Annotated in this window: 25 protein-coding genes; 15 read left to right on the forward strand and 10 right to left on the reverse strand. The window is 73.9% G+C overall.

What is annotated here, in order from left to right; genetic code table 11:
• Window positions 1-34 precede the first annotated feature (34 nt).
• The gene (locus ACY34I_RS07465; protein WP_462753738.1) at window positions 35-865 is read left to right on the forward strand and encodes an SDR family NAD(P)-dependent oxidoreductase; all 831 of its coding nucleotides are present in this window, start codon (window positions 35-37) and stop codon (window positions 863-865) included.
• A 22-nt stretch (window positions 866-887) separates the two neighbouring features.
• Window positions 888-1979 (forward strand): L-cysteine desulfhydrase Cds1, encoded by a 1092-nt coding sequence (gene cds1, locus ACY34I_RS07470; protein ID WP_462753740.1) that lies wholly within the window; start codon window positions 888-890, stop codon window positions 1977-1979.
• Window positions 1980-1998: 19 nt separating this feature from the next.
• Here cds1 and ACY34I_RS07475 read toward each other — a convergent pair whose 3' ends face one another.
• The 4 genes from ACY34I_RS07475 to ACY34I_RS07490 all read right to left on the reverse strand — a co-directional run bounded on the left by ACY34I_RS07475 (window position 1999) and on the right by ACY34I_RS07490 (window position 7972).
• The gene (locus ACY34I_RS07475) at window positions 1999-2619 is read right to left on the reverse strand and encodes a putative glycolipid-binding domain-containing protein (RefSeq protein WP_462753855.1); all 621 of its coding nucleotides are present in this window, start codon (window positions 2617-2619) and stop codon (window positions 1999-2001) included.
• A 147-nt stretch (window positions 2620-2766) separates the two neighbouring features.
• Window positions 2767-4683, reverse strand: coding sequence for a DEAD/DEAH box helicase (locus ACY34I_RS07480; protein ID WP_462753742.1), 1917 nt, complete (start codon window positions 4681-4683; stop codon window positions 2767-2769).
• A 184-nt stretch (window positions 4684-4867) separates the two neighbouring features.
• Window positions 4868-6253 (reverse strand): hypothetical protein, encoded by a 1386-nt coding sequence (locus tag ACY34I_RS07485; RefSeq protein ID WP_462753744.1) that lies wholly within the window; start codon window positions 6251-6253, stop codon window positions 4868-4870.
• Between the two features lie 168 nt (window positions 6254-6421).
• Window positions 6422-7972 (reverse strand): C40 family peptidase, encoded by a 1551-nt coding sequence (locus tag ACY34I_RS07490; protein WP_462753746.1) that lies wholly within the window; start codon window positions 7970-7972, stop codon window positions 6422-6424.
• A 243-nt stretch (window positions 7973-8215) separates the two neighbouring features.
• On the opposite strand from ACY34I_RS07490, the gene mqnE reads away from it, so the two are divergent.
• The 5 genes from mqnE to ACY34I_RS07515 all read left to right on the forward strand — a co-directional run bounded on the left by mqnE (window position 8216) and on the right by ACY34I_RS07515 (window position 11319).
• Complete coding sequence (gene mqnE, locus ACY34I_RS07495) at window positions 8216-9385, forward strand: aminofutalosine synthase MqnE (RefSeq protein ID WP_148803875.1); 1170 nt, start codon at window positions 8216-8218, stop codon at window positions 9383-9385.
• Window positions 9386-9389: 4 nt separating this feature from the next.
• Window positions 9390-9818: a hypothetical protein gene (locus ACY34I_RS07500; RefSeq protein ID WP_462753748.1), complete on the forward strand. Its 429-nt coding sequence runs from the start codon at window positions 9390-9392 to the stop codon at window positions 9816-9818.
• Window positions 9819-9854: 36 nt separating this feature from the next.
• Window positions 9855-10133: a DUF4229 domain-containing protein gene (locus ACY34I_RS07505; RefSeq protein ID WP_462753750.1), complete on the forward strand. Its 279-nt coding sequence runs from the start codon at window positions 9855-9857 to the stop codon at window positions 10131-10133.
• 123 nt (window positions 10134-10256) lie between these two features.
• Window positions 10257-10742: a hypothetical protein gene (locus tag ACY34I_RS07510; protein WP_462753752.1), complete on the forward strand. Its 486-nt coding sequence runs from the start codon at window positions 10257-10259 to the stop codon at window positions 10740-10742.
• Window positions 10743-10839: 97 nt separating this feature from the next.
• Window positions 10840-11319, forward strand: a complete 480-nt coding sequence (locus tag ACY34I_RS07515) for a hypothetical protein (RefSeq protein ID WP_462753754.1) — start codon at window positions 10840-10842, stop codon at window positions 11317-11319.
• Between the two features lie 55 nt (window positions 11320-11374).
• Here ACY34I_RS07515 and ACY34I_RS07520 read toward each other — a convergent pair whose 3' ends face one another.
• Window positions 11375-12724 carry a C39 family peptidase gene (locus ACY34I_RS07520; RefSeq protein ID WP_462753756.1) on the reverse strand — a complete coding sequence of 450 codons (1350 nt, stop codon included), beginning with the start codon at window positions 12722-12724 and terminating at the stop codon, window positions 11375-11377.
• Window positions 12725-12746: 22 nt separating this feature from the next.
• Window positions 12747-14084 carry a C39 family peptidase gene (locus ACY34I_RS07525; protein WP_462753758.1) on the reverse strand — a complete coding sequence of 446 codons (1338 nt, stop codon included), beginning with the start codon at window positions 14082-14084 and terminating at the stop codon, window positions 12747-12749.
• Between the two features lie 446 nt (window positions 14085-14530).
• Here ACY34I_RS07525 and ACY34I_RS07530 point away from each other — a divergent pair, with 446 nt between their 5' ends.
• The 3 genes from ACY34I_RS07530 to ACY34I_RS07540 all read left to right on the forward strand — a co-directional run bounded on the left by ACY34I_RS07530 (window position 14531) and on the right by ACY34I_RS07540 (window position 17538).
• Window positions 14531-15469 carry an ABC transporter substrate-binding protein gene (locus ACY34I_RS07530; protein WP_462753760.1) on the forward strand — a complete coding sequence of 313 codons (939 nt, stop codon included), beginning with the start codon at window positions 14531-14533 and terminating at the stop codon, window positions 15467-15469.
• A gap of 13 nt (window positions 15470-15482) precedes the next feature.
• Window positions 15483-16601, forward strand: coding sequence for a FecCD family ABC transporter permease (locus ACY34I_RS07535; RefSeq protein WP_462753857.1), 1119 nt, complete (start codon window positions 15483-15485; stop codon window positions 16599-16601).
• Window positions 16602-16677: 76 nt separating this feature from the next.
• Window positions 16678-17538, forward strand: a complete 861-nt coding sequence (locus ACY34I_RS07540) for an ABC transporter ATP-binding protein (RefSeq protein WP_462753762.1) — start codon at window positions 16678-16680, stop codon at window positions 17536-17538.
• 50 nt (window positions 17539-17588) lie between these two features.
• On the opposite strand, the gene ACY34I_RS07545 is transcribed toward ACY34I_RS07540, so the two are convergent.
• The 3 genes from ACY34I_RS07545 to ACY34I_RS07555 form a co-directional block, all read right to left on the reverse strand.
• Window positions 17589-18362, reverse strand: a complete 774-nt coding sequence (locus ACY34I_RS07545) for a VOC family protein (RefSeq protein WP_462753764.1) — start codon at window positions 18360-18362, stop codon at window positions 17589-17591.
• A 94-nt stretch (window positions 18363-18456) separates the two neighbouring features.
• The gene (locus ACY34I_RS07550; protein ID WP_462753766.1) at window positions 18457-19194 is read right to left on the reverse strand and encodes an ABC transporter permease; all 738 of its coding nucleotides are present in this window, start codon (window positions 19192-19194) and stop codon (window positions 18457-18459) included.
• A 12-nt stretch (window positions 19195-19206) separates the two neighbouring features.
• A complete protein-coding gene (locus tag ACY34I_RS07555) occupies window positions 19207-20094 on the reverse strand; it encodes an ABC transporter ATP-binding protein (protein ID WP_462753768.1) in 888 nt (295 codons plus the stop codon).
• A 186-nt stretch (window positions 20095-20280) separates the two neighbouring features.
• Here ACY34I_RS07555 and ACY34I_RS07560 point away from each other — a divergent pair, with 186 nt between their 5' ends.
• Genes ACY34I_RS07560 through ACY34I_RS07575 form a run of 4 tightly spaced genes read left to right on the forward strand, consistent with a single transcriptional unit; the run spans window position 20281 to window position 22507 of the window.
• On the forward strand, window positions 20281-20601 hold the full coding sequence (locus tag ACY34I_RS07560) for a type VII secretion target (RefSeq protein ID WP_148803852.1): 321 nt from the start codon (window positions 20281-20283) through the stop codon (window positions 20599-20601).
• A gap of 12 nt (window positions 20602-20613) precedes the next feature.
• Window positions 20614-21540, forward strand: coding sequence for a WXG100 family type VII secretion target (locus ACY34I_RS07565; RefSeq protein ID WP_148803850.1), 927 nt, complete (start codon window positions 20614-20616; stop codon window positions 21538-21540).
• Between the two features lie 9 nt (window positions 21541-21549).
• Window positions 21550-21903 carry a YbaB/EbfC family nucleoid-associated protein gene (locus ACY34I_RS07570; protein WP_148803848.1) on the forward strand — a complete coding sequence of 118 codons (354 nt, stop codon included), beginning with the start codon at window positions 21550-21552 and terminating at the stop codon, window positions 21901-21903.
• Window positions 21904-21907: 4 nt separating this feature from the next.
• A complete protein-coding gene (locus ACY34I_RS07575) occupies window positions 21908-22507 on the forward strand; it encodes a hypothetical protein (RefSeq protein ID WP_462753771.1) in 600 nt (199 codons plus the stop codon).
• Window positions 22508-22620: 113 nt separating this feature from the next.
• Here ACY34I_RS07575 and ACY34I_RS07580 read toward each other — a convergent pair whose 3' ends face one another.
• Window positions 22621-24807, reverse strand: a complete 2187-nt coding sequence (locus ACY34I_RS07580) for a HelD family protein (protein ID WP_462753773.1) — start codon at window positions 24805-24807, stop codon at window positions 22621-22623.
• A gap of 183 nt (window positions 24808-24990) precedes the next feature.
• Between ACY34I_RS07580 and ACY34I_RS07585 the strand changes: the two genes are divergently transcribed.
• Window positions 24991-25572 (forward strand): helix-turn-helix domain-containing protein, encoded by a 582-nt coding sequence (locus ACY34I_RS07585; protein ID WP_462753775.1) that lies wholly within the window; start codon window positions 24991-24993, stop codon window positions 25570-25572.
• The last annotated feature ends 7 nt before the right edge of the window (window positions 25573-25579 follow it).

Consider the following 25579-nt stretch of genomic DNA (forward strand, 5'->3'; position numbering starts at 1 on the left):
GGTCCTGACCTTGCCGCGGGGATACCGTGCGCCGATGACGATCTCCGCGCGGGGCGCTGCCGTGGTGACCGGGGCGGCCGGCGGGCTCGGCCGCGCGATCGCCGCCGCGCTGCACGCCGACGGATGGCGCGTCCTGCTCACCGACGTGGACGGCGACGCGGTGGCCGCCGCCGCGGCACCGCTCGGCGGCTGGTCCCGGCGGCTCGACGTCCGGGACGGGGCGGCCTGCGCCGAGGTCGCCGCGACGGCGGCCGGGGCGGCCGGCGGGCTCGGGCTCTGGGTGAACAACGCCGGCCTGCTGGCCACCGGACCCGCCTGGACGCACGACGCGTCGACCCGTCGGCGGCTGGTCGAGGTGAACGCGCTCGGCGCGATGACCGGGACCCTGGCCGCCCTGACGATCATGCGGGAACAGGGTCACGGACACGTGCTCAACATCGTCTCCCTGGCCGGGCTGATCGCCGCCCCCGGCGAGACCGTCTACGCGGCCAGCAAGCACGCCCTGCTCGCGTTCAGCCTCGGCACCCTGGCCGACCTGCGGATGGCCGGCGTCCGGGGCGTACACGTGTCGTGCCTCTGCCCGGACGGGATCTGGACGCCGATGCTGCACGACAAGCTCGACGACCCCGGGGCCCTGGCCTCCTTCACCGGGTCGCTGCTCACGCCCGAGCGGGTGGCCGCGCGGGCGGTGCGGCTGGCCCGCCGGCCGCGCCCGGTGGTCAGCCTGCCGCGCTGGCGCGGTGCCCAGGTCCGGCTCCTGGACGCCTTCCCCCGGCTCGCCCTGGCCCTCACCCCGGTGGTCCGGGCCGCCGGTCGGGCCGGTCAGCGCCGGCAGGCGCGCCGGGCCGGCCCGAGCGCGAGCTGAGCTCGCTTGTAACGTTGCCGACGTGACTCATCTCGACCGGTGTGACGAGGCCAGCCGAGCCTGGGTGACCGAGGCGATCGCCACGGTCGAGGCGGACGCCAACCGCTCCGCCGACACCCACCTGCTGCCCTTCCCGCTGCCCCGGGAATGGGGCATCGACCTCTACCTCAAGGACGAGTCGGTGCACCCCACCGGCTCGCTCAAGCACCGGCTGGCCCGGTCGCTCTTCCTGTACGGGCTCTGCAACGGCTGGATCGGGCCGGAGACCACGATCATCGAGGCGTCGTCCGGCTCGACGGCGGTCTCCGAGGCGTACTTCGCGCGGATGCTGGGGCTGCCGTTCATCGCGGTGATGCCGGCCTCCACCTCACCGGAGAAGATCGCCCAGATCGAGTTCCAGGGCGGGCGCTGCCACCTCGTCCAGGACCCGGCCAAGGTGGTGATCGAGGCCCGCTGGCTGGCCGAGGACACCGGCGGGCACTTCATGGACCAGTTCACCTACGCCGAGCGGGCCACCGACTGGCGGGGCAACAACAACATCGCCGAGTCGATCTACGCGCAGCTCGCGCTGGAGCGGCACCCCGTGCCGGCGTGGATCGTGGTGGGCGCCGGGACGGGCGGCACCAGCGCCACCATCGGCCGGTACGCCCGCTACCGCCGGCTGCCCACCAAGCTCTGCGTGGTCGACCCGGAGAACTCCGCGTTCTACCCCGCCTGGCAGGCCGCGGACTGGTCGGTGCGGACCGGCCGGGGCTCCCGGATCGAGGGCATCGGGCGGCCCACCGTGGAGGCGTCGTTCCTGCCCTCCGTGGTGGACCGGATGGTCCAGGTGCCGGACGCCGCGTCGCTGGCCGCCATGCGGGCCGGGTCGGCGGTGCTCGGCCGCCGGGTGGGCGGCTCCACCGGCACCAACCTCTGGGGCGCGTTCGGGCTGATCGCGGAGCTGCTCGCCGCCGGCCGGACCGGGTCGGTGGTGACCCTGATCTGCGACGCCGGCGACCGGTACGCGCACACCTACTACGCCGACGACTGGGTGGCCGGGCAGGGCCTGGACCTGGCCCCGCACCAGGCCACCATCGACCGCTTCCTCGCCACCGGCGCCTGGCCGGCCTGACCCGGCTCCCCTGGGCGGGTCAGCCGGGGAAGACCCGCTCGGCCAGACCCGGGTAGCGCACCACGAAGCCGTTCGGGTCGAGATCCAGGTCGGCGGTGAAGCTGTCGCTGGCGAAGCGGATCCGGGCCGGCCCGAGCGAGGTGTAGACCTGCTCGGCCGGGACCACCGCCAGGCTCGGCACCAGCACCCAGGCGACGGCGATCCGCCGGGCCTGCTCCGCCGGGGCCCGGCTCAGCCCGAGCCGGCGTACCGGAAGGGTGTTGAACAGCACCGAGCCGCCCAGGTCGAGGTCGAGCGCCGGGGCCAGCCGGCCCGGCTCGTCGGTGCCCGGCAGCCCGGCGGGCGGATGCCCGGCCGCGCTCAGCGCCGCGTCGAGGTCACCCTCCTCGCCGGTGCGCACCCGCCACCCGTCCCCGTCGCGTTCCAGGCGTACGCTCCGCGCCCAGCCGCCGCCGTCGGCCTCGACCTCCAGCCGCGTCGCCGACCAGTCCGCGCCGACCGTCAGCCGGTATCGGCAGGTGTAGGGGACCGGGTCCACGGCCAGCATCACGCCCTGCGCGGTGAGGCCCTGGCGGTCGTCGAGGATGGCGTGCTCCGACCCGGCGGTGTCGGTTCTGGACCAGAAGAACGACTTCGGCATCGTGGGCATGAACCGGACGTTACGCCACCCGGGCGACCGCGGCGCGGGATGCGGGAACGCCGCCGTCGAGCAGTCGCTCGACGGCGGCGTCCGTCAGGATGGTGGGCCGGCGGGCGGGTTCCCGTCCTGCCGGCGGTTCCGGTCCGGTCAGTGGGTGCGGGCCGGCGGCCGCCCGCCGAAGCCGCGCCGATCGTCGCGCGGCCGGTCGTCGCGGCCCCGGCCCTCCGGCCGGAATCCGCCCCGCCGGTCGGTCGGCCGGAAGTCACCGCCCCGCTCGCCGAAGCGCCGCTCGCCCCGGCCGTCGCGGTCGCCGAAGTGGCGCTCACCCCGGTCGCCGAAGCGCTGCTCGCCGCGTCCGTCGCGGTCGCCGAAGCGGCGTTCACCCGCAGGCCGGTCGCCGAAGCGCCGCTCGCCGCGTCCGGGGTGCTCGAAGCCGGCCCGGTCCCGGTCCCGGTCGCCGAAGCGCCGGTCCGCGCCGGGCTCGCGCCGCTCCGCGAAGGGCCGACCGGAGCGCTGGTCGCCACGGTCGCCGTACCGCCGCTCGCCGTGCCCGTCCCGGTCGCCGAAGCCGCGCTCACCGCGGTCCGCGAAGCCCCGCTCGCGGCGCTCGGTAGAGCCCCGGTCACTGCGCTCCGCGAAGCCCCGGTCACGGCGCTCGCCCCGATCCGGGTAACCCCGCTCGCCGCGGTCTGCGAAGCTGCGCTCGCGGCGCTCGCCGCGGTCCGCGTAGCTCCGCTCGCGGCGGTCGCCGCGGTCGCCGAAGCGGCGCGAGCCGGACGGGCGGTCGCCGTGCCGCCGCGGCTCGGGCTCGTCGCGGACCGGTACCCCGCTGGGCTCGCGGGCGCCGGTCAGCTCGGCCAGCGCCGGGTCGCCCGCGCGGACCCGGGTCTGGGCCGGCTCGACGCCAGCCTTCTCCAGCATGGCCAGCGTGGTCCGGCGCTGCTTCGGCAGCACCAGGGTGGCCACCGCGCCCGACTCCCCGGCCCGGGCGGTACGCCCCGCCCGGTGCAGGTAGTCCTTCGGATCCTTCGGCGGGTCCACGTGCAGCACCAGCGACACCCCGTCGACGTGGATGCCCCGGGCCGCCACGTCGGTGGCGACCAGCACGTTCATCCGGCCCTCACGGAACTCGGCCAGGGTCCGGGTGCGCATCCGCTGGGTCTTGCCGCCGTGCAGGCCGCCGGCGCGTACGCCCACCGCGGCGAGCTGCTCGACCAGCCGGTCGACGCCGAGCTGCGTACGCGCGAAGAGCATGGTGCGCCCGTCCCGGGCCGCGATCGAGGCGGCCACGGCGAACTTGTCGTGCGGCGGGATCAGCAGCAGGTGGTGGTCCATGGTGGACACGGCGGCGGTGGGCGGCGCGGTCGAGTGGGTGACCGGGTCGGTCATGAACCGCTTGACCAGCGTGTCGACGTCGTTGTCCAGGGTGGCCGAGAAGAGCAGCCGCTGGGCGTCCGCCGGGGTCTTCGCGAGCAGTTCGGTGACCTCGGGCAGGAAGCCCATGTCGGCCATCTGGTCGGCCTCGTCCAGCACGGTGACCTCGACGTCGTCGAGGCGGCAGACGCCGCGCTCGATGAGGTCGCCGAGCCGCCCGGGGGTGGCCACGACGATCTCCACGCCCCGGCGCAGCGCGTCGATCTGCCGGTCGTATGGGACGCCGCCGACGGCGGTCTTGAGGAAGATGCCGACCGCCTTGCCGAGCGGCATCAGCGCGTCGTTGACCTGCATGGCCAGCTCGCGGGTGGGCACCAGCACCAGGGCGCGCGGGTGCTGCGGACGGGCCCGGTTGCGGTCGGCGAGCCGGGCGATCACCGGCAGGCCGAAGGCGAGGGTCTTGCCGGAGCCGGTCTGGCCCCGGCCCAGCACGTCCCGGCCGGCCATGGCGTCCGGCAGGGTGGCCCGCTGGATCTCGAACGGGGTGGTGATGCCCTGGCGGGCCAGCGCGTCGACCAGTTGCCGGGGCAGGCCCAGGGCGGCGAAGTCGGGGGTTTCGGTGGCCGGGGCTTCCGGCGTCGGGGTGGAGTCGGCGGACGGGGACGTGCCAGGGGTGGCGAAGGTGGTCAAGAAATGCCTTTCGAGCGGGGCGCATCTTCGCGATGGCCTGCCGCAGCGCTGCACGCCGCCGAATCGCCCGCAAGATCGCCCATGGGCGCGCAACGGCGCGCCAGGTCAGTGATCTCCACAAGTGTACGGCGGAGCGGTGGGCGCGGCGCGGCCTCGCGAGGCCGTAGTGGGCGGGCTCACCCCGTCACTTGCTCACCGCGCCGTCGGTCAACCCGCTCAGCGCGTCGTTGGCCAGGAACACCACCACCAGGCTGATCGCGATCAGCAGGGCCAGCGAGGCGGCCAGCACGATCACCACCCTCGTGTTGCTGGACCGGGTGGCCGGCGCGTCCTCGGCCCAGCCCTGGGCCAGGATGTGCCCGGTCAGCGAGCCGGAGTTCTCCAGGGGGCTGCCCTGCGGGAACGAGACGGTGGCGAAGCCGGGGCCGTCGGTGCCGCCGTACGCCGTGCCGGCCAGGTCGGGGCCGCCCTGGTAGGCGGGCGGCCGGGTCGCCGGGTGTGCCGGGGCGCCAGCGTGCTCGGTCGGCCCGGTCGGTTCGGCCGACGGTGGCCAGGTCGGCAGCGCGGGTGCCGGCACCACCACCGGCGGGCCGGGCGGCGCCGAGACCGACGCGCTCGCCCGGGCGGTCGGCGCGGCCGGCGACCCGGGGAGGCCGGCGGTGGCGGGCGGCGGCGGGAACGGCGGGGCCGGCATGGGGCCGGGCGGCGGCGGAGGCGCGGGCACCGGCGGAGCCGGTGGTGGCGCCGGTGGCGTCGGCAGCGGGGGGACCGGTCCGGGCGGGGTGGGCCCGGGCGGCGGGGCGGGCACCGGCGGGGTCGGGCGGAACGGGGGCTCCGGTTCCGGTATGGGCGGCGAGGGCGACGGCGGGGTCGGGCCCGGCACGGGCGTCGGTGCCGGCTCGGGTTCCGGCGTGGGCGGCTTCGGCGGCTGGGCCGGCTCCGGCGGCTGTGCCGGCTCGGGCGGCTCGGGGTTGACCGGGTGTCCGCGGTAGACCGTGGCCACGCCGGCCTTGGCCACCACCGCGTCGGCGACCTCGTCGGGCGAGACCCGGCTCAGCCCGGGTACGGCGGCGCTGGCCCGGGCCTGGTCCGCCTCGGCGCGCGGTGCGGGCGGCACCGGCGACGATCCCCCGGGCGCGGGCACCCGTGCGGAACCGGCGACCCGTGGCGCGGGCGGGGCGCTCGCCGTCGCTGCTGCGGGGACGGCGGCCGGCGGGCCGTCCTGGTCGGACGGGCGGTCCGGGAGCGCCGGGTCCGCCGCCCGGGCGGGCCGTTCGGCGGCGGCGAAGGCCGACCAGGTCGAGGGCGCGACGGTGGCCCCGGGCTGCCGCCGGTCCAGGGCCGGGGCGGGCTCCGCCGGACCGGCCGCCTGGTAGGTCGTGGCGGTCGCCGGCGGGTTCGGCCGGTCGTCGGCCGGCGGCGGTACGGCGACACTGGCTCGTGCCCGGGCCACCCCGACCGTGGCCGGCGCGTTGCCGGCCGGGTCGGTGCCCGGCCCGGCCGGCCGGTCGGTGCGGTCGGGCTCGGATCCGGGGTGGACCGTCTCCGCCGGAACCTCGTGTTCGCCCATGCTCGCCCCTCCGCGCCCACGCTCGCCCCCGGTCCGCGGCGCCGGCCGGGAGTGCCTGAGTCTCACCGTGCCACATTCCGGCCCGGCCGCACAGCCGGAGCGGACACCGGCCACAATTCGGCCTCCGCGCCGTTGGGCGGCGCTCCGGATCGAACGAAGGCCGTTGGCTCAGCTTCCGGTGCTCGGGCTGGCCGACCCGCTCTCCGCCGCGCTGTTCGACGGGTCAGCGGCGCTCGACGTCGTGCTCGGCGTGCTGGTCGCCTCACTCGGCGCGGTGGTGGGCGAGCCGCTCGTCGTCGAGGGGGACGGCGTTGGGGACGGTTCGTTCGACGGCGAGGTGCTCGGCGAGGTGGACGGGCTCGGGGTGGTGGGCCGCGGCGTCGGCGTCTTGGTCGGCTTCGGGGTGGGCTTCGGCGTGGCCGTCTGGGTGGGCTTCGGGGTGGCCGACGGCGTCGGCGACGTGGTCGTGTTGCTCGGGGCCGGCGTCGGGGTCGTCGGGGCGGGGACGGCGCCGACCACCCGGGTGGCGGCGTAGAGCCGGCTCCAACGGACCACCGAGATCTTGACGACGTCCCCGGTGCGCGGCGCCTCGACCATCTTGCCGTTGCCGATGTACATGGCGACGTGGTGGATGCTCGTCCAACTGCTGCCGGAGGCGAAGAAGAGCAGGTCGCCCGGGAGGAGCGCGTTCGGGTTGACCGTGCGGGAGCGGGTGGCGTAGTACTGGTCGCGGGAGACCCGGGGCAGGCCACGGTAGCCGGCCGACTGGTACGAGGCGAGCACCAGGCCGGAGCAGTCGAAGCGGTCCGGCCCCTCCGCCGCCCAGAGGTAGGGGTCACCGAGCTGGGCGAGGGCGTACCGCACGGCGGCCAGCGCCATCGGGTGGGCGACCATCCCGCTGACGCTCTGGTTGCTGACGTACGAGCTGCCGATCTGCTGCTCGGCGGCGTCCTCGCGCCGCGCCGCCTCGAGCAGCAGCGCGGCGTTGTCCTTCCGCAGCTTGAGCAGCGCGGCTTCCTGCTTGTGCAGTTCCGCTTCGACCCTGGTGTACTCCGCGACGGTGTCCGTGACGCGCTTCTGCGCAGCCTCGTACGCCTCCCGGGCGATCTTCTCGGCGGTGGTGGCCCGGGCGACCTCGCCGTCCACGGCGCCGGTGGCCCCCTCGGCCTTGTCGCCGCGGATGATGCGCTGCAGGGCGTTCAGGTCGCGCAGGTCGGTGCCGAACTCGCCGGGCGGGAGCGCGGCCGCGGCCTTGACCGCGTCGGCGGCGGCGGTCTCGGCGTTCGCCCGGGCCTGGTCGAGCGCCGCCACGGCCTGCTTGAGCGCGGCGTCGGCGGCGGCCAGCTGGGCCTGTGCCGCGTCCCGATCGCCCTGGACCCGGATCAGGTCCTCGCCGAGCTTGGCGACCTGCGTGTCGGCCTGGTTGATCTGGGCGATCAGCGGACCGTCGGCCGGGTTGGTGGGGGCGGTGGCGCCGATCCCGCCGGGCGTGACGCCGGGCAGGCCGGGCATCGAGCCGGGCAGCTGGAAGGTGCCCGTGACCTCCGGCCGGGAGCCGGCGTTGGGAATGGTGTCGGGAAGCGGATCGGCCCAGACGGGGGTGGCGAGCGCCGCGGCCGCCACCACGCCGAGCAGGGCGGACCAGAGCTTCGGCCGCAGCACCGGGGAGATCACCGGGCTCCTGCGTCGTTGCCGTCGGCCCTGCCTGCTGTAGCCCATTCCGCTCCCCGTCCGGTCTGGCTGTGTTCCGCGCAAGGTGGGGCGCGGTGAGCCGGGACGGTACCAGTGTGTGTTCCGCCCCATCCTGTCTTACCTCACCGGCGCAGCTATGTCGATGTGCAGAGGGTGACGGGCGGCCGGGCGTCCGGTGAACTTCGTCGCTGCGGTTGACCGGGCCGCCGGTTCGTCGAAGGGCCGACGTACGCTCGACCGGGACAGCAGGTGGAAGGGACGGGGCTTTCGATGGACGCCGGAGTCAAGCGCGAGCTCGAAGCGAAGGTCTACGCGGGTGAGCGGCTGACCCGAGAGGACGGCATCGCCCTCTACGAGTGCGACGACCTCGCCTGGCTGGGGCGACTGGCCCATCACAAGCGCACCGAGCTGAACGGCGACCGGGTGATGTTCAACGTCAACCGGCACCTCAACCTGACCAACGTCTGCTCCGCCTCGTGCGCGTACTGCTCGTTCCAGCGCAAGCCGGGCGAGAAGGACGCCTACACGATGCGGATCGACGAGGCGGTCCGCAAGGCCAAGGAGATGGAGGACGAGCAGCTCACCGAGCTGCACATCGTCAACGGCCTGCACCCGACCCTGCCCTGGCGCTACTACCCGAAGGTGCTGCGGGAGCTGAAGGCCGCGCTGCCCAACGTCAACCTCAAGGCGTTCACCGCCACCGAGGTGCAGTGGTTCGAGAAGATCAGCGGCCTGAGCGCCGACGAGATCCTCGACGAGCTGATGGACGCCGGCCTGGAGTCGCTGACCGGCGGCGGCGCGGAGATCTTCGACTGGGAGGTCCGGCAGCACATCGTCGACCACGCCTGCCACTGGGAGGACTGGTCGCGGATCCACCGGCTGGCCCACTCGAAGGGCATGAAGACCCCGTCGACCATGCTCTACGGCCACATCGAGGAGCCCCGGCACCGGGTCGACCACGTGCTGCGGCTGCGCGAGCTGCAGGACGAGACGGGCGGCTTCCAGGTCTTCATCCCGCTGCGCTACCAGCACGACTTCGTCGACTCGGCGGACGGCAAGATCCGTAACCGGATCCAGGCCCAGACCACCATGGCCTCCCCGGCCGAGTCGCTGAAGACGTTCGCCGTCTCCCGGCTGCTCTTCGACAACGTCCCGCACGTCAAGTGCTTCTGGGTGATGCACGGCCTCTCGGTGGCCCAGCTCTCCCTGAACTTCGGAGTGGACGATCTGGACGGTTCCGTCGTGGAATACAAGATCACCCACGACGCCGACGCGTACGGCACGCCGAACACCATGCACCGGGACGACCTGCTGCACCTGATCTGGGACGCCGGCTTCCGGCCGGTCGAGCGGAACACCCGCTACGAGACCGTCCGCGAGTACGACGCGGCCCCGTCGCTGGCCGAGCGCCGGGCCGAGCCGCAGCAGGTCTGGGCCTGACCGGATGACCACTCAGGAGCCGTCGCGCACCTTCCCCCGCCGGGACGCGGAGGGGCGCATCCGCACCCTGGGCGACCTGCTCGGGGTGAGCCTCGCCGGCCTGGTGATCGGGGTGCTGGCGCTGGTGCTCTTCGAGTGGGCGTTCGCCACCATGGGTGCGGGCGGGTTCGGGCGGACCAACGGCTGGCTGGCGGTGATCCTGCCGGTCTGGCTCTTCTGGGACGACTTCCGGGCCTGGGAGTTCGGTGCGGCCCGGGTGATGGCGGCGCTGGCCGGCCTCGCCGTCGGGGTGGTCGCCGGGCTGCTCGCGGCCGGCCTGGCCGCCGGTCTGCCGCCGCTGGTCTCCGGGGCGCTGGCCGCGGCGGTGTTCACCGTGGTCTACGCGGTGATCTGGTTTCCTGGCGTGCACTGGCTGGCCCGGCGTACGGGCTGAGGCCGCCCCACCGGTGATGGAGAACGGAGTGCGAACGTGAGCGCGGCGGTCAAGTACACGTTGGGCCGGATCGGGCTGTTCCTCGGCGTGCTGGCGGCCCTCTGGTTCATCGACATGAACCCGTTCCTGCGGCTGATGCTGGCGCTGGTCTTCTCCGCCGCGCTGTCGTTCTTCCTGCTTCGTGGCTGGCGGGACGAGATGGCCGGGGAGATGTCCGAGGCGTCGGCCCGGCGCCGGGCCGAGAAGGAGCGGCTGCGCTCCGCGCTCGCCGGGGAGGACCAGCCCGAGCCGGCCGAGCCACGCCGCGAAGAGTAGGCGGGGCCACCATCCGCCGCCCGGCGGGGCAAGTCGTCGGCTGCGTGGCGTGGCCGGCCGGGCCACGGCCACCGGAGAAAACGGGGCAGCGCGATCGGAGCGGGACCGCTAGGGTCGGCCGCCGTGAGTCTCCTGAACGCGATCAACGGGTGGCGGACGAAGGTGTTCGTCTGGATCGGTCTGCCGGTCATCGCCGCCATCGGACTGATGATGGGTGCCACCGACCTCGGCCCCGCCTGGCAGGCGAAGAGCGGCGGTGGTACGCCGGGCACGTTCACCGCGGTGGACGAGGAATGCAGCCGGCGCAACTGTGAGTGGCGCGGGGACTTCGTCGCCACCGAGGGCGGCGCCCGGCGCACCGACGTGATCCTCTACGACGCGCCGGACGGGCTGACCGCCGGCGCCACCGCCCCGGCCCTTGACACGGGCGCCCGTGCGGGCGTCTTCTCCACCACCGGTGGGTCGACGTACCTGCTGGTCACCGGGCTCACCGTGGCCGGATTGGCCGCCCTGGTGGCCTGGGTGGTGATCATCGTGCGGGCGATCCGGCGCCGCCGCGAGGCCGCCCAGCCGCCGGCCCCGCCCACCACGTTCGCCCCGTCGGCGTAGCGCCGGAACGGCCCGCGAGCATACCGCCGGGCCGGGTCGCTGGCCCTGACCGCAACGACGAAGGCTGGCTTGCGCCTGCCCGCTAGCCTCGGCGAGCGTGGCGCAGAAAGTCATCCGCGGGCTCGGGAAGCTGTTCCTCTGGGTCGGTCTGCCCGTGATCGCCCTCATCGGGCTCGGGATCACCGGCCGAGACGTCAGGCCGGCCTGGCAGGCGAAGTCCGGTGGCGGCACGGTGGGAACGTTCACCGCCGTGCACGAGCAGTACGGCCGCCAGGCCTGCACCTGGTACGGCGACTTCGCGGCGGCCGAGGGCGGCGCGCGCCGGACGGACGTGATCCTCTTCGACGCACCGCGCGGTCTGACCCGGGGCGGCACCGCGCCGGCCCGGGACACCGGTGCTCAGGACGCCGTCTTCTCCGCCACCGGCGGGGCGTCCTGGGTGGCCATCACCGGGTTCGCCGGGGTCGGTGCGCTGGCCGCCGTCGCCTGGGTGGTCCGCGTGGTCCGCGCGGTCCGCCGCATCGCCGGACGGCACCGCGGCGCGGCGACCACCCACGGGACGCCGGTGCACGGCTGAGTTTGGATGACGGGCCCGGCACCCGTCCCGAGGGGATCGTGCCGGGCCCGTCCCGTCACCAGTTGGTCGAGCCCGGCACGACCGGCCAGGGCCGGTCCGCCGGCTTGATCAGGTACGCGATGCCGCCCGAGCCGCCGGCCACCGTGCCGTTCGCCCGGTACCGCTTGGTACGCAGCCAGATCTGCTCGAACTGCGACCGCTTGTAGACGTTGCGCACCGCCTCGTTCGAGGACGAGGCGGGGTCGTTGACGATCACGTCACCGTCGGCGGTGAAGCCGACGATCACGAACAGGTGGCCGGAGGTGCCGTAGTTCGCCCCGTCCAGCTCGCTGGCCAGGAAGGACTGCGAGGTGACGACCGGGATGCCGGCCTTGATGAAGCGCTCCACCTCGTCGAGCGAGTGCAGCCGGGTGACCCGCGCGTCCAGGCCGGGGAAGCTGGCCGCGTACGCGGTGTTGAACGGCCAGTTGCCGGCGCCCTCGTACTCGTAGTCGTAGGTCGACCGCGCGGCGTGGTCGACGTTGGGGTCGGCGTAGCTCGGGTCGACCCAGGCGGTGTCCTCGGCCGAGGGCTTCCGACCCCAGTACTCGACCACCATCTCGGTCGAGGTGGGCGAGCACCAGGCCTCACCACCGCCGTCGAACTCGGGGTACTCCCCTTCGTGGATGTTCTGCGAGTAGCGCGGCACCGCCAGCTCGGTGCCCCAGGCGATCCCGCCCTTGCTCGGCGCGACGGTGAACCGGTCCGGCACGTTGGAGCTCATCGCGCCCAGCATCCAGACCCGCGGCGCGGCGGTCTGCCCCGGCGCCCGGTAGAGGGTCAGCCGGAGCTGGTACGACCGCAGCAGCACGCCCTTCTTGGCGTCGTCGATGGAGAAGGTGTCGGTCCAGATGGTCGACCAGGGGTCGCCCTGGCCGTCCAGGGTGGTCCGCTTGATGTCCTGGTCACCGGAGGCCCAGCGGCCCATCACGTACCAGGGGGTCTGCTGGCCGGTGTTGTAGGTGCCGTGCAGCTCGACCTGGATCCACGTGCCGGCCGGGGTCTCCGCGTTCCACGACGCGACCAGCTCGGTGGCGTCGAAGCCGATCTGCCGCTCCGGTGAGGTCCAGGTGGCGTACTCCCAGGTGCGGGTCGCGCCGGTGTGCTTGTCGGTGTACGGGGTCGTGCCGGCCGGCTCGCCCATGGTGATCCCGGTGCGGTGCCCCGGGATGGCGTACGTGCCCTGGTGGGTGCCGGTGCCCCAGTCGGGGTACTTCGACCAGTCCTGGAAGGTGATCTGCTCGTCGTGGGCGGGGACCGGAAGGTTGTTGTCGGCGTGGGCGGGCGCGGCGGCGCCGAGGAGGGTGAGCGCGGCGACGCCGGCGAGGGCGACCGCCGCGCGCAGGGCGGGTCTGATCACTGTCATCTCCATAGGGTGGATAGGGGAATCACCAGTTGGTGGAACCGGCCACCGAGGGCCAGGCCACGGTGGTCGGCTTGATCAGGTAGACGACGCCGCCGGAGCCGCTGGCGGTGCCGCCGTTGGCGGTGGTCCGCTTGGTCCGGAGCCAGATCTGCTCGAACTGGTCGCGGCGGTAGACGTGGCGGACGGCGTCGTTGCTGGGTGAGGCCGGGTCGTTGGCGATGACGTCGCCGGTGGCGGTGAAGCCGACCACCACCATGAGGTGGCCGGCGGTGCCGTAGCCCGCCCCGTCCAGCTCGCTGGCGAGGAAGGACTGGCTGGTCACCACGGGGATCCCGGCGGCGATGAAGTGCTCGATCTCGTCGAGCGAGTGCAGCCGCGTCACCTTCGATTCCAGTCCGGGGAAGGTGGCCGCGTACGCGGTGTTGAACGGCCAGTTGCCGGTGCCGCCGTACTGGTTGTCGTAGGTCATCCGGGCGGCGTGGTCGACGGTCGCGTCGGCGTAGCTCGGGTCCACCCAGGACGTGTCGGCGGGGGACGGCTTCCGGCCCCAGTACTCGACCACCATCTCGGTCGAGGTGGGCGAGCACCAGGCCTCACCACCGCCGCCGTACTGCGGGTACTGGCCGGCGTGGATGTTCTGCGAGTAGCGCGGCACGGCCAGTTCGGTGCCCCAGGCGATGTGGCCGGCGCTCGGGGTGACGGTGAACCGGTCCGGCACGTTCGAGCTCATCGCGCCCACGGACCGGACCACCGGCGAGGCGGTGCCGGCCGGGTCCCGGTAGAGCGTCAGCCGGAGCTGGTACGCCCGCAGCAGCACCCCGGCGCCCGGGTTGTTGATGGCGAAGGTGTCCGTCCAGATGCTGGAGGTCCGGTCGCCCTGCTTGTCGACGCTGGTCCGCCGGATGTCGGCGTCGCCGGAGGCCCAGCGGCCCATCACGTACCAGGGGGTGCGGGTGCCGGTGGTGTAGGTGCCCTGGAGTTCGACCTGGAGCCAGGTGCCGGCGGGGGTGTCGGCGTTCCAGGAGGCGACCAGCTCGGTGGCCCCGAAGCCGACCTCGGTCAGCGGCGAGGTCCAGGTCCCGTACGCCCAGGTGCGCCGGACGCCGGTGTGCGGGTCCTTGTAGACGATGGTGCCGACCGGGGTGCTCAGGGTGAGGCCGGCGGCGGTGCCGGTGGTGCCGGCGGTGGTGCCGGTCGACCAGCCCGTGCCGGACCAGCCCTGCCAGGTGATCTGTTCGTCGTGGGTGACCGTGGTGGTGCCGGTGGCCGGCTTCGCGGCCGCGGCGGGGGTGGTGGTGCCGAGGATGGCGAGCGCGGTGACGCCGGCGACGGCGAACGCGCGCAGGGGTCTCATGGCCATGGCAGCTCCCCAGGGAGACGGCATCGTTGCCGTTCACTGTCGCGCCTGGAGGGAACTTTCGCCAGAGGTCAAAGGATGGAAAATCATTGCCGGCGGTACGGCCGGCTCCTCGCCGTGACGCTCCGGGTGAGGGCGGGCGGGCGGCCCCGATACACCCCCGCCGAGGTCCGCACCCACCCTCCCGTCCGGACGATCTCCGCTGGTCATGCGCTACCGTGACACCGACCAGCCCGCAGCGAAGCCGGTGCGAAACCGGCGCTGTCCCGCAACTGTGATGCCCCGCACGCGGCGTCGGCCCACCGGCCGGCGCCGACGACCGTGGGGACGAGCCAGGTCGCCTGCGGCACGGTCGCGACACGCGCTCTCGAGGAAGGGCGCCTCGCGGACGGGCACGCCAGGCGGGTCCTGTCGGCGAAGCACCAGCTCCTCGACCGACAGGAGGACCGATGTCCAGACGTACCCCCCGGCTCTTCGCCACCGCCCTCGCGGTCGGCGCGCTGCTCCTCGGCGGCTGCGCCGAGAAGACCGCGACCGACACCCCGGCCGCCGGCGCCAGCTCCGCGGCCGCCGCGTTCCCGGCCACCGTGGGCAAGCTGACCCTGGAGAAGCGCCCGGAGAAGATCGTGTCGCTCTCGCCGAGCGCGACCGAGATGCTCTTCGCTATCGGGGCCGGCAAGCAGGTCGTCGCGGTCGACGACCAGTCGAACTACCCGCCGGAGGCGCCGAAGAGCGACCTGTCCGGCTTCCAGCCGAACGCCGAGGCGATCGCCGGCAAGAGCCCCGACCTGGTGGTGCTCTCCAACGACATCAACAAGATCGTCGACCAGCTCACCACGCTGAAGATCCCGGTGCTGCTCACCCCGGCCGCCACCACGCTGGACGACACGTACCAGCAGATCACCGACCTGGGCACGCTGACCGGCCACCCGGCCGAGGCGGCGGACGTCACGAAGAAGATGAAGGACGACATCGCCGCGCTCACCAAGGACCTGCCGCAGCGGGCGAAGAAGCTCACCTACTACCACGAGCTTGGCCCGGAGCTGTACACCGCGACCAGCAAGACCTTCATCGGCTCGATCTACACCCTCGCGGGCCTGGAGAACATCGCCGACCCGTCGGACGCCGACGGCACCAAGGGCGGCTACCCGCAGCTCTCCCAGGAGATCATCGTCAAGGCGAACCCCGACTTCGTCTTCCTGGCCGACACCAAGTGCTGCAAGCAGACCGCGGAGACCGTCAAGGCCCGCAGCGGCTGGGCCGGGGTGACCGCGGTGAAGAACAACCAGATCGTCGCCCTCGACGACGACATCGCCTCGCGCTGGGGCCCGCGGGTGGTCGACCTGGTCCGGGCGATCGTCGACGCCACCGCCAAGGTCCCGGCGTGACCCACCGGTGACCGTGCGACCAGTGGTCCGGCGGGCCGGGACGTCCCGGCCCGCCGGCCTGCCCACGGCCGGACCGGTGGCCCCGGTCCGGCCGGCCGGGCTGCGCAAACGCTGGCTGTTCGCCGGCCTCGGGGCGGTGCTGGTCGCGCTGGTGGCCGGGGTGTCGCTGGGCCCGGTCAGCCTGCCGCCCGGCAGCGTGGCCGCCGAACTGCTCAACCTGCTGCCCGGGGTGCACCTGGACAGCGGGCTCACCGAGCGGGAGATCGCCATCGTCATCGAGCTGCGGCTACCCCGGGTCGTGCTCGGCCTGCTCGTCGGCGCGCTGCTGGCCCTGGCCGGCGGCTGCTACCAGGGCGTCTTCCGCAACCCGCTGGCCGACCCGTACCTGCTGGGCGTGGCGGCCGGCGCCGGGCTCGCGGTGACCACGGTCATCGCGCTCGGCGTCGGTTCGGGCGGGGCGCTGAGCGGGATGCCGCTGACCATCCCGCTCGCCGCGTTCGTCGGCTCGCTCGGCGCGGTCGCCATGACGTACCTGCTCGGCGCGGCCGGCGGGCGCCACCGGTCACCCGCCACGCTGATCCTGGCCGGGGTGGCGGTGTCCGCGTTCCTCTCCGCCGGGCAGACGTACCTGCTGCAACGGCACTCCGAGAGCATCCAGCAGGTCTACTCCTGGCTGCTCGGACGGCTGGCCACCGCCGGCTGGCAGGACGTCCGGCTGGTCCTGCCCTACTTCGTGCTCACCGCGGTGGTGGTGCTGCTGCACCGGCGCGAGCTGGACGTGCTCTCCGTCGGCGACGACGAGGCCACCAGCCTGGGCCTGCACCCGCAGCGCTCGCGCTACCTGCTGATCGCCGCGGCGTCGCTGGGCACCGCCGCCGCGGTCTCCGCCTCCGGGCTGATCGGCTTCGTCGGCATCATCGTGCCGCACACCGTACGGCTGCTCGCCGGGTCCAGCTACCGGGTGATCCTGCCGCTGTCGATGCTCTTCGGCGGAGCCTTCCTGGCGCTGACCGACGTGGCCGCCCGGACCGTCGCCGCCCCCGCCGAACTCCCGATCGGCGTGGTCACCGCGCTGCTCGGCGGCCCGTTCTTCGTCCTGGTCCTGCGGACCTCCCGCCGGGTGTTCACATGAGCGCGCGCCAGCGAGCGAATCGTCAACGCAGTGCCTTGGTGCCTCATGACGGCACGGAGCGAAGCGGAGTGGCGACATGAGCGCGCGTCAGCGAGCGAATCGGCAACTCAGCGCGCCGGGTGAGTCCTGGCTGCCGGCCCCGCGGCCGGAGGTTTCGCCGCACGCCGTCGAGGTGCGGGACCTGCACGTCGACCTGGGCGGCGCGCCGATCCTGGCCGGCGTGGATCTGACCGTCGCGGTGGGCGAGTGGGTCACCGTCATCGGCCCGAACGGCGCCGGCAAGTCGACCCTGCTGCGCGCCGTCGGCGGCCTGCTGCCCGCGCCGGGCACGGTCTCCCTCTTCGGTACGCCGATCCAGTCCCTCCGCCGCCGGGACCGGGCCCGGGTCGTCGCCACGGTCGCCCAGTCCCCGGTGGTGCCGGCCGGCATGTCGGTGTTCGACTACGTGCTGCTGGGGCGTACCCCGTACATCCCGCCGCTGGGCCGGGAGTCGGCCGCCGACCTGGCCGCCGTGCACGAGGTGCTGGACGGGCTCGACCTCGGCGCGTTCGGGCACCGGGAGTTGGCCACCCTCTCCGGCGGGGAGCGGCAGCGGGTGTTCCTGGCCCGCGCCCTGGCGCAGGGCGCCACCCTGCTGTTGCTGGACGAGCCGACCAGCGCGCTGGACATCGGTCACCAGCAGGAGGTGCTGGAACTGGTCGACCGGCTCCGCCGCGAGCACGGCCTGACCGTGCTGGCCACCATGCACGACCTCTCGGTGGCCGGCGAGTACGCCGACCGGCTCGTCCTGCTCGCCGACGGCCGGGTGGCCGCGGCCGGCCCACCCCGGGACGTGCTCACCGAGACCCTGCTCGCCACCCACTACCGCGCCCACGTCCGTGTCATCCAGGGCGACCACGGCCCGCTCGTCGTCCCGGTCCGCCCCCCGTCGGATTGATCATGAAGTTGGGGCCGGCCGAAGCCGCCCCGACGTCGAGGACAACGACTTCATGATCGACGCGGGTGGGCTAGGGTGAGGACGGAGAAGAGCGCGCCCTGTGGGTCACGGAGGGCGGCGAGCCGGCCCCGCGCGGTGTCCCGGGGCGGGACCAGGACGGTGCCGCCCAGCTCGGCGGCGCGGGCGGCGGTGGCGTCGGTGTCCGCCACCGCGAACCACACCGACCAGTACGCGGGAAGGTCAGCCGGCAGCTCCTCCAGCGGCGGGGTCATCCCGCCGACGATCCGGGCACCGCACCGCCAGCCGGTGTAGGGGGCCGGCTCCGCCGGCTGCTCCTCCGCGTGCCAGCCGAAGACCAGCGCGTAGAAGTCCCGCGCCCCCTCCGGATCGGGGGTGACCAGCTCGTTCCAGCACATCGAACCGGGGGCGTTGAACAGCTCCGCGCCGCGCATCGCCATCGGCTGCCAGACGCTGAACACCGCGCCGGCCGGGTCGGAGAGGACCGCCATCCGGCCCTGGTCGAAGACGTCGAACGGGGCGACCACCACCTGGCCGCCGGCCGCCTCCACCCGGGTGGCCACCAGGTCGGCGTCGTCGGTCGCCACGTACGTCGACCAGATCGGCACCTGGTCCGGTGCGGCCGGCGGCCCCGCCGCGGCGACCGCCCGCCCGTCCTTGAGGAAGACCGTGTAGCCGCCCGCCGCCGGCTCCGGGGAGACCCGTCCGGTCCAGCCGAACAATCCCGGGTAGAACCGCTTCGCGTCCGCCAGCTCGGGCGTGGCCAGGTCGGTCCAGCAGGGGGTGCCGGGCTCGACGCCGCTCACGCTGACCCCTCTCGCCGGGGGCGGCCCCACTGGCACGCCCTGCCGGCATCGTGGCACCGCCGTGCCGGTCGCCGGGCCGGAATCGGACAAGACGTCAGGTGAAGCGCCGTCCCTCGTCCCGCCGGTACGCCCATCCGGCGACGCCCGCGAGCAGCACGATCCAGACGCCGAGCATGGCCAGCGAGACCGGCCGCGGCTGCCAGTCGGTTACCGCCGCCCACACCACCTCCACCGCGCCCCGGGTGGGCAGGTAGGGAGCGATCGCCTTGATGAAGCCGGGCGCGCTGTCCGGGCCGGAGAGCAGGCCGCCGCCGAAGGCGAGCGGGAAGAAGATGAGCTGGGCGACCACGACCGCCGCCTTGCTCGGCAGCGAATAGCCGATGGCCAGCCCGAGCAGGGTGAACGGCACCGAGATCACCGCCACCGCACCGGCGCCGAGCAGGAACTGCACCGGGGTCACTCGGGCGGCGGTGGCCACCGCCGCGATCACCACCACCGGGATCATGGACAGGTACGTGAGCGCCAGGCCGGCCAGGATCCGGCCGGCCAACCGGGGCACCGGGCCCGCGGGCAACGTCCTCGTGTACGGGTCCCAGGGCTTGTCCCGGTCCTCGGCGACGCCGATCCCGTACTGGAAGATGTTGGCGCTCATCACCGCGAAGGTGATCATGGCGGCGGTGGCGTAGGTGGCCCCGGCGGGGTCGTCCCCGGCGAAGGGCACCACGAAGAAGAGCATCGCGGCGGCGGGGAAGAAGGCGCTACCGAAGATCGCGACCGGGATCCGGACGGTTTCGAGAAGCTGGTAGCGGGCGTGGACCAGGGCGAGCGGCACGGGATCTCCTCCTCAGACGGTGGCGGGCGCGGGCCGGTCGCCGGCGGTGATGGCGAGGAACGCCTCCTCCAGCGAGGTGGGCCGGACCTCCAGCTCCCGGAACGCCACCCCGGCCGTGACCAGGTCGCGGACGAGCTGGTCGGCGTCCGTGGTGAGCAGGTGGGTCCGCCCGTCGATGTGCTCGGTGGCCACCACCCCGGGCAGCGGTGGTAGGTCGTCGGCGATCAGGCTGACCCGGCGTACGCCGACGATGCCCCGGATCGCCTCGACCGTGTCGTCCGCGAGCACCCGGCCCTGGCCGATCACCACCACCCGCTGCGCCAGCGCCTCCACCTCCTCCAGGTAGTGGCTGCTGAGCAGCACGGTGCCGCCGTCGGCGTGGAAGCTGCGGATCGCCTCCCAGAGCGCGTGCCGTGCCTCGACGTCCAGCCCGGTGGTCGGCTCGTCGAGGACGACCAGCCGGGGCCGGCCGACGAAGGCGAGCGCCACGGCGAGCCGGCGGCGCTGCCCGCCGGAGAGCCCGCCGGTCTGCCGTCTCACCTGGTCACCGAGGCCGAACCGGTCGAGCAGCTCGTCGCGGGGGACCGGGTCGGGGAAGTGCCGGGAGACGAAGTCGATCACCTCGCCGACCCGCAGCGTGCCGGGCAGACCGGTCTCCTGCGGGGTGACCCCGAGCTGCCGCCGGCTCGCCGCGTCGCGCGGGTCGCCGCCGAACAGCTCCACCCGGCCGGCGGTGGGCCGGCGCACCCCGACCAGCAGGTTGATCAGCGTGCTCTTGCCGGCGCCGTTCGGGCCGAGCAGGCCGACCAGCTCACCGGCGCGGACGGTCAGGTCGACCCGGTCCAGGGCCAGCACCTCGCCGTAACGACGGCTGACCTGGGCGGCGCGGGCCAGGATCATCGGAGGCTCCTCAAGCTGCGGTCCCGGGCGGATGTGCCTCCCCTGTGTACCGTGCCCGCGCCAGTCCCCGCCGCCCCTGGACGGGGCGACGGCGGATTCCACAGATCGCCTAGGGTGGTATTCCCGTCGGTCGCTTCGCGCCACGGCGACGACGGACGCGTGCCGACTGGACACTGGGGAGAGTCCATGACGAGTCCGAGCAAGAACCTGGACGTCCAACCGGAGGCGTTGACCGCCTTCGCCGCCACCTCCCGGGAGCGGGCCACCCGCTTCCGCGAGCTGCGCCAGAAGTTCCACGACGGGCACGTCCCCCGGCACGCCTTCGGGATCATGCCGGCGTCCTTCAGCCTCGCGGCCGCGTACGCGGAGCAGTTCGAGGCATGCCTGCAGGGGCTGGAGGACGGCGCGGAGGTGATGGCCGACATCGCCGAGGGGATGAGCGACACGGCCGACGCCTACACCGGGACCGACGTGGCGACCACCGACCTGTTCGCGCCGGGCGCCTGAGGGGGACAAATCATGAGCACCGAGGCGCTGCAGCGCAACAAGACCTACTTCGAGCAGATCGTGTCGGGCACACCCGACCCGTTCAAGCCGCTCTCCGAGGCCGTGCTCTGGCCGTTCGAGCAGCTGCTGGAACTGGTCGCCGGTGAGCCGGACGACCTGATGCAGGCCGCCCAGCTCGCCCTGACCACCGGCGAGGCGGTCCGGCAGATCGCCGGCGATCAGGTCGCCGACCGGGCCCGGCTGCGCGGCGCCTGGGACGGCGACGCGGCGGAGAAGTTCCACGCCTCGATGGAGTCCGTCGAGCAGGCGATCGAGGAGCTGGCCAAGGGGCTGGACGGCACGAAGGAGGTGCTGGTCGACGCGGCGAACGCGGCGGTCGACGCGTTCAACCTCCTGGTCGAGCTGATCCTGGAGTTCCTGCTCTGGTTCCTGACCGAGGTCATCATCGCCGCGGTGGCCGCGTTCCTCAGCGCCGGCGTGACGCTTGCCGCCACGGTCGTCCGGGTGCTGGCCCGGCTGGCCACCACGGTCGGCCGGATGTCCAAGATCGTGGCCCGGTTCGCCGAGATCCTCACCAAGCTGGTGACCAAGCTGGAGAAGGTCGCCGAGCTGCTCACGAAGTACCGCAAGCTGGTGATGGAGCTGCGCAAGGCCAAGAAGGCGTACAAGGCGTGGAACAAGTCCGGCTACACCACGGAGGCGCTCGCGTTCAAGATGAAACGCGCCGCCATCCTGTTCCCCGGCAAGTTCGCCATCAACCAGGCATCCCCGGTGAACATCCCCGGCATCGGCGGCACCCTGCTGGACACCGGCGTCGGCCTGCACGACATCTCCGACGGGCACAAGGACCGCAACTACCTGGTGGACGGCACCTACAAGGAGGACCTGGGCCCGTACACCAAGGGCGTGCAGAACGTCTTCGACTCGATCGTGAACTGAGAGGCAGCCATGACCTTCCCCGCCTTGGACCGGATCGAGGCGCTGGCCCGCAACCTCGACGGGTGGCAGCGCCAGCTCGGCGCGCGGATGGCCGAGCTGGAGCAGAGCAGCGCCGAGGGGGTGAGCGACTCCGGCCTGGTCACGGTCACCGCGGCCGCCGACGGCAAGATCCTCTCCACCGAGATCAACGCCCGGGCCATGCGCTTCGACTCGTACACCCTCGCCGAGGAGTTCACCGCCGCCGCGAACCGCGCCCAGGAGGCCGCCGCCGCCCGGGTCCGCGAGATCGTCGGCGAGGTGATGGGCAACGCTCCGGCCGCGGAGCGCCCGGCCGCCGACGACCACGGCTACGACCGATACTGAGCCGATGGAAGAGACCAGGTACCGCGACCGGATCGGCCAGCTCGCCGGGCCGGACGAGCGGGTGCTGGCGTCCGCGAAGGCCGAGGTCGCCAACGGCGCCTCGCCACCCCCGCCGCCCGAACCGGCGGCACCCGAGGTCGCCGGCCGGGTGACGATCGGTGCGGTGCTGCTCAACGTGCTCGCCCCGTTGGCCACCTGGGACCGCGGCGATCGGCTGGTGGATGTGATCGCCTGGGGCATCGCCGGCCGCGGCGCCCCCGGCTCGGCCGCCTCCCGGCTGCATCGGGCGGTCAACCCGCCCCGGCCGGACGGGCAGCTCCGGCATACCCTGCTCGCCGTCACCGACCGGCGGCTGCTGGTCTGCCTCACCGGGCCGGTGAAGCTGCTGGCCAACCAGGCGGACGAGGAGCGGTCCCTGGCCGAGACCCGGGTGGCCTGGTCGGCGTCGCGGGCCGACGTCGGGTCAGCCCGGGTGGGCTGGCACCGGCTCAACCCGAAGCGGCTCCGCATCGACTTCACCGACGGCTCCTGGCTGGCGTTCACCGTGCCGATCGCCGAGTCGGGCCGCCCGCTGCGCGCGATCGCCGCCGCCCTCTCGGGCTGAGCCCCCAAGGTCGCGCTCGAACCTGAATGGAGTGGCCTACCGGAGTCCGGGAGGCCACTACATCCCGGATACAGCGTGCTCCTGCGTGAGGCGGGAGATGGGCCGAGCCGCCGTCAGTCGGCCAGGGGAGCGGGCAGCGGGTCCCGGTGCAGCACCGCCAACCGGGACACCGCCCGGGTCAGCACCACGTAGAGGCGGTGCAGGCCGCGGGGCTCGGCCGCCACGATCGCGGCCGGCTCGACGACCACGACGTGGTCGTACTCCAGGCCCTTGACCAGGGTCGCCGGGACCACGGTGACCCGCGCCGCGGTCTCCACGTCGTCGGCGGTCGCGGTCGCCACGCCCGCGTCGGCGAGCGCCGCGTGGAGCCGGTCCACCGCGTCGTCGGCGGCGATCACGCCGACCGAGCCGTCGTGCGCGAGGGCCGCGCGCACCTCGGCCACCGTTGCCGCCGTCAGGTCCTCGACCGTACGCACGTCGAGCGCCCCGTCGCGGCGCAGCGACTCGGCCGGGGGTACGTCGACCGCGAGTGCCGGCAGCAGCCGGTTGGCGAACGCGACCACCGCCGCCGGCACCCGGAAGCCGACGCTGAGCGGCACCACGATGGCGTCCGGCTTGCCCAGGTGGGTCAGGGACTCCCGCCAGTCGGTGGCGGCCCACGGTGCCGTGCCCTGGGCCAGGTCGCCGAGGAGGGTGATCGAGCCGTGTTCGCTGCGGCGGGCGATGGCCCGGCACTGCATCGGGGACAGGTCCTGCGCTTCGTCGACCACCACGTGCCCGAAGCCGGCCGGCCGTTCGATCAGCCCGGCCGCCTCGTCGATCAGCACCGCGTCCGCGGCCGTCCACTTCGTCGCCTTCGGGGTGCGGTCCAGCTTCGTCCCGGCGGCCGGCGCCCCGCCCCGTCGCCCCGTGGTCGCGGCGCCCTGCGGCCCGCCGGCACCGGCGTCGCCGAGGTCGGCGTCTCCGGTGCCCGGCCGCCCGCCGGCAGCCGGGTGCCCGAGCAGCAGGGCCTGCTCCTCGGCGTCGAGCAGGCCGTCGGCCGCCGCGGCGAGGAAGTCGGCGTCGGACCAGAGCCGGTGCAGCAGCCCGTCCGGGGTGAGCGCCGGCCAGACCGCGTCGAGGAAGGCGGTGACCGGCTTGGCCCGGCCCATCCGGCGCAGCCAGGCGTCGCTGGGCGACTCCGCCCGGCGGGCCTCGGCCTGGCGTTGCAGCAGCCCCACCACCCGGGCCCGGATCCGCTCCCGGCCAGTCGCGTACGGCAGCCCCTCCCGGCGGGTCTCCTCGACCACCCGGTGCAGCGGGTCGAGGCCGATCCGCCAGCGGAACGAGCCGTCCGACACCATGATCGGCTCGGTGGGCGTACCGATGTGGGCGTCGACCGCGCGGCGGAGCACCGCGGCCATCCGGGCGTCGTGCTTGACGGTGGCGACGGCGGGGTCGTCGACCGCGCGGACCGGCACCAGGGCGACCAGATCCTCCACCGTGGCCTGCTCGACCTCGACCTCGCCGAGCGCGGGCAGCACCGCGGCGATGTACGACAGGAACGCCCGGTTGGGCCCGACGATCAGCACCCCGGACCGGCGCAGCCGCTCCCGGTGCAGGTAGAGCAGGTACGCGGCGCGGTGCAGCCCGACCGCCGTCTTGCCGGTGCCGGGGGCGCCCTGCACGCAGATCGAGTCGGCCAGGTCGGCCCGGACCAGTTCGTCCTGCTCGGGCTGGATGGTGGCGACGATGTCCCGCATCGGGCCGACGCGGGGACGCTCGATCTCGGCGGTGAGGATCCGGCTGGCCGTGCCCAACTCCTCGCCCCGGTCCAGGTGCTCGTCCTCGAAGCTGGTCAGCAGCCCGGAGCTGAACCCGAAGCGGCGCCGGACGGCGACCCCCTGCGGGTCGCGGGCACTGGCCCGGTAGAACGACCGGGAGACAGGGGCCCGCCAGTCCAGCACCAGCGGCTCGCCGAGGTCGTCGGTGACGTGCCGCCGCCCGACGTGGTACACCCCGACGACGTCGTCGTCCGGATCGGTGTCCCCGCTGTGCCGGCTGTCGGCGGTGCCGCCGAAGTCGAGCCGGCCGAAGAAGAGCGGCGTGGTCGGGTCGTCGGCCAGCTCCTTGACCCGCCGGGCCATGTGCCGGCCGAGCTGTTCGGCGGTGTACGCGTCCCCGGCGACCTTGTCACCGGTGGCGAAGAGGGCCTCGGCGCGCTCCCGCATCCGGCGCAGCGCCGCCCGGGAAGTCTCCAGGTGGGCGCGTTCGGCGGCGAGTTCGAGGTCCAGGGTCTGTTCGGGGGCGTGCAGGGTCATCCACGTACTCCTCGTCACGGGGAAAAACGCTGCCGCTCGCGTTTCCGACCACGGGTCGGCGCGGGGACGTCCTGTGCGGTGCTACTCACCTCGGCCGTCGGGCGGGACAGAGCAGCTTACTCCGGCCGGGGCGGCGGGCAACTGAATATCGTCGGGCCGGTCCCGGCGCGGGATCATGGGGGCATGACCGAGGAGCGTCCCGAACAGCGCCGGGTGACGATCAGCGACCCGCAGGTGATGCGGGCGCTGGCCCACCCGGCCCGCATGGCGATCATGGAACATCTCAGCACGGTGGAGGGCGGTGCGACCGCCACCGAGTGCGCCCGGATCGCCGGCCTCTCCCCGAGCGCGACCAGTTACCACCTGCGGGAGCTGGCGAGGTACGGGCTGATCGAGGAGGCTCCCAGCCGCGGTGACGCCCGGGAGCGGGTCTGGCAGGCGTTCAGCCCTTCGTACTACATCGAGTCGGGGCCGGACGCCGACTCGGAGGCCCGCGCCGCCGAGGCGGCCTTGGTGGAGGCCCACATGGCCCGGGACAGCCAGCGCGTGCGGGACTGGATCCAGCGCGCCCCCGACGAGCCGCGCGAGTGGTACGAGGCGGCCTGGTTCAGCGACAGCGTGCTGCTGCTGAACGCCGAGGAACTGGCCGGGCTCAACAACGCGATCCAGAAGTTGATCGAGCCGTACCGACGGCGGTTGCGGACCAATCCGCCCGAAGGGTCCCGAAGCGTCGCCGTGCAGTACCGGGCGTTGCCCCTCGATTGACGTCCGG

The sequence above is a fragment of the Micromonospora sp. RTBAU3-60 genome (genome assembly GCF_054963695.1).